This is a genomic window from Zoogloea sp., from assembly GCF_028689785.1.
Lineage (GTDB): Bacteria > Pseudomonadota > Gammaproteobacteria > Burkholderiales > Rhodocyclaceae > Zoogloea.
The window spans coordinates 1-6,324 of the sequence record NZ_JAQVCN010000110.1; the positions used below are offsets into that span (position 1 = coordinate 1).

Annotated in this window: 7 protein-coding genes and 1 pseudogene; all 8 read right to left on the reverse strand. The window is 64.1% G+C overall.

The window, feature by feature from the left end; genetic code table 11:
- A pseudogene (locus PHI64_RS23120) lies at positions 1-325 on the reverse strand (acetaldehyde dehydrogenase (acetylating)); the annotation flags it as partial.
- 258 nt (positions 326-583) lie between these two features.
- Positions 584-1,378: a 2-oxopent-4-enoate hydratase gene (dmpE, locus tag PHI64_RS23125; protein WP_299888649.1), complete on the reverse strand. Its 795-nt coding sequence runs from the start codon at positions 1,376-1,378 to the stop codon at positions 584-586.
- Between the two features lie 20 nt (positions 1,379-1,398).
- Entirely contained in the window at positions 1,399-2,277 is an 879-nt protein-coding gene (locus PHI64_RS23130; RefSeq protein WP_299888652.1) for a VOC family protein, read from the reverse strand.
- Positions 2,278-2,289: 12 nt separating this feature from the next.
- Positions 2,290-2,718, reverse strand: coding sequence for a lipocalin-like domain-containing protein (locus PHI64_RS23135; protein ID WP_299888655.1), 429 nt, complete (start codon positions 2,716-2,718; stop codon positions 2,290-2,292).
- A 53-nt stretch (positions 2,719-2,771) separates the two neighbouring features.
- Positions 2,772-3,593, reverse strand: a complete 822-nt coding sequence (locus PHI64_RS23140) for an alpha/beta hydrolase (RefSeq protein WP_299888658.1) — start codon at positions 3,591-3,593, stop codon at positions 2,772-2,774.
- A 139-nt stretch (positions 3,594-3,732) separates the two neighbouring features.
- Positions 3,733-5,070 (reverse strand): Rieske 2Fe-2S domain-containing protein, encoded by a 1,338-nt coding sequence (locus PHI64_RS23145; protein WP_299888661.1) that lies wholly within the window; start codon positions 5,068-5,070, stop codon positions 3,733-3,735.
- A gap of 373 nt (positions 5,071-5,443) precedes the next feature.
- Positions 5,444-6,211: an AraC family transcriptional regulator gene (locus PHI64_RS23150; RefSeq protein WP_299888664.1), complete on the reverse strand. Its 768-nt coding sequence runs from the start codon at positions 6,209-6,211 to the stop codon at positions 5,444-5,446.
- Between the two features lie 5 nt (positions 6,212-6,216).
- Positions 6,217-6,324: IS4 family transposase (locus PHI64_RS23700; protein ID WP_366945212.1), on the reverse strand; the 108-nt coding region annotated here is incomplete at its 5' end.

Below are 6,324 nucleotides of genomic sequence, written 5' to 3' on the forward strand. Positions count from 1 at the left end.
AGAAGGGGCCGATGGCAGCGGGGGTGAGGTCGATCATCAGCACGCCCAGGGCGTTGAGCTTGCGGCTGTTCTCGGCATGCACGTAGGCGCTGGTGGCGTCGAAGGCGATCTGCACGCCATCGGCGAGGACGTGGGGCAGGAGGCCATCCACGCCCTCGGCGGTGGTCTTGATGCCCATCTCCCGGGCACGCTTGAGGCCGTCGGAGTCGGGGTCGATCCCCACCATCCACACCGGCTCCAGCACCGGGCTGCGCTGCAGCTTGGCCAGCAGGTCGGTCCCGATGTTGCCCGGGCCGATCAGGGCGCATTTGATTTTCTGGGTCATGGCAATTCTCTCTTGCGGGGGCGGCGGAGCTGTCCGCCAAGAAGTAAGCTGGTGCAGGTTGCGCGGCCCCCGTCCAGGGAGGTCGGGGGAGGAGTACGGGAGCCGCGCAGCTGCAATCGTGAGAGCGCCAGCTCTCCAAGCGGGTGAAGGAATCGTAGCGAGCGGTTCGAGTTTGTGCCGAGAAGCGCAGCCGTACTGGGGTACGGTGAGCATCGCAGGTGCAAAATCGGGCCGCGCAGTAGATTCATGCGCACGCTCTCAGGTGAAGCGCACGGCGCAGCTGCCTATGCCGCTGATGCTCATGCGCAGGTTGTCGCCGGCCTTGACCGGGACCATGGCGCCCAGGGCACCCGACAGCACGATCTCGCCGGCCTTGAGGCCCATGCCGAGACGGCCGAGGGTGTTGGCCAGCCATACCACGGCGTTCACCGGCGAGTTCATCGTCGCGGCCCCGGCGCCCGTGACGGCCACCTCGCCATTTTTCTCCAGCACCATGCCGCAGGTGACCAGATCCAGGCTGCGCACATCCACCAGCGACGAGCCCAGCACGAACACGCCACACGAGGCGTTGTCGGCCACCGTGTCCTGGATGCGGATCTTCCAGTCCTTGATGCGGCTGTCCACGATCTCGAAGCAGGCCATCACCCCCTCGGTGGCACGCAGCACGTCGGCTGCGGTGAGGCCCGGGCCCATCAGGTCGTGCTTGAGTACGAAGGCGATTTCGCCTTCGGCCTTGGGCTGGATCAGGGTGCGCATGGGGATCGCGTCGCCGGTGCTGTAGACCATGGTGTCGGTGAGCAGCCCGAAGTCGGGCTGGCCGACGCCCAGCATGTCCATCACGGCGCGGGAGGTGACGCCGATCTTCTTGCCGATGATCTTTTCGCCATCCTGGATGCGCAGGGCCAGCAGCCTTTGCTGGATCGCGTAGGCATCTTCGATGCTCAGGGCCGGATGGTGCCCGGTCAGCGGGTCGATGGCCACGCCGTCACGCAGGGCGCGGTAGAGCGCGTGGGCCAGGGCATCCGTCTGTTCGCCCGGGGAGGTGGTGTTCATGGTGTCTCCGTTGGCGGTGTTCACAGGTGCTTGTGGCCCCAGACGCTGGTGACGTCGAAGAGCTTGATGTCGGTGTCGTCCGGGGCCACTTCGAGCCCGCCCCAGCCACATTCGAACTGCAGCTTGGACGGGGACTCCACGTAGAAGGAGAACATGTTGTCATTCACATGGCGGCCGATGGAGCGGGTCTGGCGGAAGCCGTGGGCATGCACGCGGTCGAGGGTGAGCCCCACATCGTCGATGCGATTGACCTGCAGCATCAGGTGCCCGAGGCGGCGGGGGATGGGCAGGCGCCCGAAGGCCAGGGTGTGGTGGCGTGGATTGCAGCGCATGAAGATGAAGTCGCCCGCGAGGCCACCATAGTTCTTGGTGGACACGTAGTCGCTGGTGATGAAGCCCATCATGTCGCTGTAGAACTGCTGCACCCGGCGGGGGTCTTCCACCACCAGCATGAGGTGCCCGAGGCCCTGGTCGCCGGTGATGAAGCCGCCATGCCCGACCCCCGCGCAGAAGGGCCGCTGGGGTTGCTGCAAGGCGCCGTAGGACACCTCCACCTCGATGCCGGCGGGGTCGGTGAGCAGGCACATCTCATAGACATTGCGGGCGGCACACTCCTCGGCGGTGGCGATCCGGAAGGGGTATCCGGCGCCTTCCAGGCGCGCGCACACCGTCTGCAGGCTGGCCCGGTCGGCCACCTCCAGCCCGATCACCTTCAGGTCGTCCCGGCTGCCGCGGGACAGCATGATGCGCCACGGGCGGGCGTCGATGCGCAGTTTCAGGCAGTCGGCGGTGCTGTCTTCGGCCAGCTCGCAGCCAAACACATCGCGCCCGAATACCGCCCAGCGCTCCAGGTCGCTCGCTTCTATCTCCACATAGGCCAGGCGTTTTACCAAACTCATGGCGCGGCCTCCTCAGCGGGTGCGGCGCCAGGTGAGTCTGGCGGTGCGGGCTTCGGGGGTGCCTTCCTCCAGGCGGGCAACCAGCATCAGCTCGCCGTCGCTGCCCCGCACGATCTTGCGGCGCTGCTTGCCACCCTGCCAGTTCGGGAAGATGGACAGCTCCACGTGGTGGGTTACGTAGCCGTCTTCCAGCGAATAGGCCCCGGCGTAGGAGAGGTATTCGTTGTAGGCGCTGGCCTTGTCGGCGTCGCTGGCGTCCCACTGGCCGCCGCTGGTGAAGGGCGTGCGGGGCGACTTGGTGACGAGGCAGAACATCGTGCCGTCCCCGTACTCGATGAAGCCTTCGACCTTCTCGCCGAAAGGATGGACGACACGGCCGTCGTCGTATTCCTGGGTCCATGACTGGATGTACCAGCGTCCCTTGATGTCATTCTTTTCCATTTATCACTCCTCGTCACCCATGCCCGCCAGAGGGGGGAGGGGGCTTGTGGGTCTTATTCGGTCAGAAAATCCCGGACCAGGCGCGCAAAGCGCCCGGCGTGTTCAATCTGTGTCCAGTGGCCGCAGCGGCCATACACATGCAGCTGAGCGCGGGGTATCAGCTCGCACAGGCGCTGGGAGTTGGAGAGGGGGATCACCTTGTCCTCCCGGCCGTGGACGATCAGCGTTTCATGGGGGATGGTGCGGATGGCGGCTTCGGGGCTGGCCAGGGCCGCGACCCAGCGCTGCCGCGGGGCCGGGAACATGGCCGAGAAGGCCTCCTGGGCACCGGGCTGGATGCTGGCCTCGTAGCGGGAGCGCACGATGTCTTCGGTGATGCGCGAGCGGTCGAAGGCAAAGATGTCCATGATGGCGCGCATGTTGTCCATGGAGGGTTGGTAGCCCCACACGGCATCCAGGCCCGGGGTGAGCTCGAAATCCACGCCAGCGGCGCCCATCAGCACCAGTCGGCGGACGCGCTGGGGGTGCTGGATGGCCAGCATCAGGGCCAGGGCCCCGCCAAAGGAGTTGCCGACGATGTCGGCCTGGGCGATGCCGAGGGCGTCCAGGAGGCCGAGGGCCTGGGCCACCCAGCGTTCCGGCGAGTAGTGGCCGTCCGGGGCCCGGTCGCTGTAACCAAAGCCGAGCATGTCGGGCACGATCACCCGGCAGCGAGTGGCCAGCTCGGGCATGGCCAGGCGCCAGTTTACAAAGCCGCTCACGCCAGGGCCGGAACCGTGGATCATGAGGACCGGGCGGCCTTCGCCGATGTCGTGGTAGTTCGTCCTGATGCCATCGATGTCGATGGAGAGGGCAATTTCCGGGTTCTGCTGCATATGCGCTGGGGTCCTGTCTGAACGCGGGCATCGAGCCCGCATTGCGTGGAGGCGTGGCCGGCCGTTCGCGTCCTTCGAGGGGCTGGCGGCAGGTCGGCGCGACGATCTGTCCCCGGGAGGCGTCCCGGGAGGGGCGGTGTCAGAAATCGACCTTGTCGACTTTGTAGCGCGGCGGTTTGCCCTCGGCGGTCTCGCGGAAGCGGATGGCCGAGTTCTTGGTCGCGCCGTTCACACCCCGGCCGGGCTTGGCAATGCCCCGGTTCCAGCGCGATGCGAGCTTGCGCCAGGTGATGGGGGAGATGTCGGTGGCAACGAGCTGTTCGTCGTCCCAGCCGGAGCCGTCGGCGTAGAAGTTCTGCATGGCCTCGCGGGCATACAGATCGCAGTCGTTGAAGCCGTGCAGGCACAGGGGCTTGTATACCCGGTCAAACTTGTACTGGAAGTCGTCCTGCTCCTTCTGCGTCGGGCACACCTTCACCAGCACTTCCCAGTACTCGTGCAAGTCATCGGTGATCGGTACGTACCATTCGTACTGCACGATGTGCTCACCCGGCCAGTTCTCCACCATCAGCACGCCCGGCAACACGACCGAGGTGCGGTAGAAGCGGCCCTTCAGGCCCTCGACCTTGAGGCCCAGTACCGGGTTCTCCATCACCGGGGTCCATTTGTCGGTGAACAACCACTGCATCATGCCCTTCGGCCCGTCGGCGTCTTCCACGACTTCGATGCAATCATCGCCCGCGGGCAGAATGCCCAGCGGCAGAACCCATTCCATCGCATGCACGATGGTGTTGTCCTTGTGCACCAGAATGTGGGCGTTGTCGAAACCGTTCTCGCAGGCGATGCGCCAGTTGCCGTAGCCGGTACGGTGCATGCCAAGGGCAACTGCGTCTGCATCCAGCACGCTGGGTGATGCCGGCCACAGGGGGTGGGCGAAGCGCTCGCTGTTCTCCGGGAAGCGGAACGGCAGATCCTGGGCGAGAGGCGGAACGTCTTCGTCCGGATAGTTGTCCTCGCGCACGAAGACAAAGATCATGCCGGCCACTTCATGCACCGGATAGGTCGTGACCCCGGTGGTGCCCACCAGCTTGTCATTGGGGTTGGCAACGATGGTGGAGAGCTTGCCGTCCTTCAGGTCGAAGGTGAAGCCGTGGTACCAGCAGGAGATGGTCTGCTTGTTGAAGCACATCTTCTTTTCGGACATGCGCACGCCACGGTGCACACACTGATCCTTGAGTGCATACACTTTTCCCTCGGCACGCCGCAGCACGATGGGGACACCGCAGATCTGGATGCCCTGGATCTCGTCCTCGGGGAGTTCGTTGCTGAAGAGCGCGGGATACCAGTGGTTGATGAATCCCCAGGCCGCATCCTTGTAGGGCTGATACTGGCTTTGGGTCTTCTGGTTGTTGACGCGCTCCTCGCTGATGCCATTCGGCTTCTGGGTGCGCCGGCGAATAATGGGTTGGTCCGACATCTTGATCTCCCGATTGCAGATTGAATGAGGCCGTGGTGAATCTGGGAGACATGGTATTGAGTCGGTTCTTGTTCGACGCTCCACATACTGCTCGGGCTATCCCCTTAGTGCACAAATGAAAAGGCGGTTTCCGGGGTGTCAGGGGCGAACGGAAGTGCAGCGTCTCCAACCCTGTGGAATTGAATTCATCCTGCTTTCCCCAGTTTGAAGTTGTCTGCCACCTTGGGCTCGGTGGCTTTCTCCGTGGGGTCGAATTCATTCGACCGCGGACTTTGATCAGCGGCTTGCCGGTGATTGGCGTGAGCAGGTCGAATAAATTCGACCCCACGGCCCTCCAGTCATCTTTAACGCGGCGGGAAAGCCCGTTCCGTCTCTACCGCGCCAGCGTCTGCGAGGGGCTTTCGCAAAAGCGGCGTTTGTAATCGGTGGTGAAATGACCCAGGTGGGTGAAGCCCCAGTGATAGGCCACGGCGGTGACTGTGGTTTCGGCGGGGGTGAGGCGCTTGAGCTCTTCATTCACCCGGCGCATGCGCACCTCTTTCAGGTACAGCATTGGCGACGTATTCCGGAAGCGGCGGAAGCCATTGAAGATGGAGCGGCTGCTGACGCCGGCGTGCTCGGCCAGGTCGATGATGGTGATCGGCTGGTCAGCGTTGTCCTCGATATAGCGTTCGATGCGCTTGACGAAGGCCGGGGCGATGGAGCGCTCCTCGCCGTTCAGTTCTTCGGTGTAATTGTGGGGCTGACAGGTGAGCAGGGTGGCGATGACGGTCTGCTCGACCTGGGCTGACATTATCGGAGAGTCGAAGCAATGTTCGTCCAGGGCGAGGGATTCGTAGATCCAGCGCAGCAGGCTCGTCCAGCGGCTCCCGGCAGTACCGTCAAGGGTGACCGAGGGCTGAAAGCCGATGGGCTGGCGCAGGGCGTGGCCGAGATGCTGAATGCAGTTGCGTTCCAGCACATCCCGCTCGACGCGGACGATGAGCTTTTCGGTATTGGCTTCATGGCGGATCAGGGAGGCCCCCGTGGCGTTGATCACCGAGCCTACCTTGCCTGCAGAGCACACCGTCTGCCCGCCCGTGTCGATCAGCTCACGGCCACTCAGGGGCACCTGGACGAGGTAGAAGGCATACCATTCCACACAATTCATAACGCATGCATCGAGCGCATCTGCTCAACCCCTCTGACGAAGCTACTGAGCCTTGCGAAGCCCTGCCAGAGGGTTTTGACACCGGGCTCGCCGTCGCCTTTGCG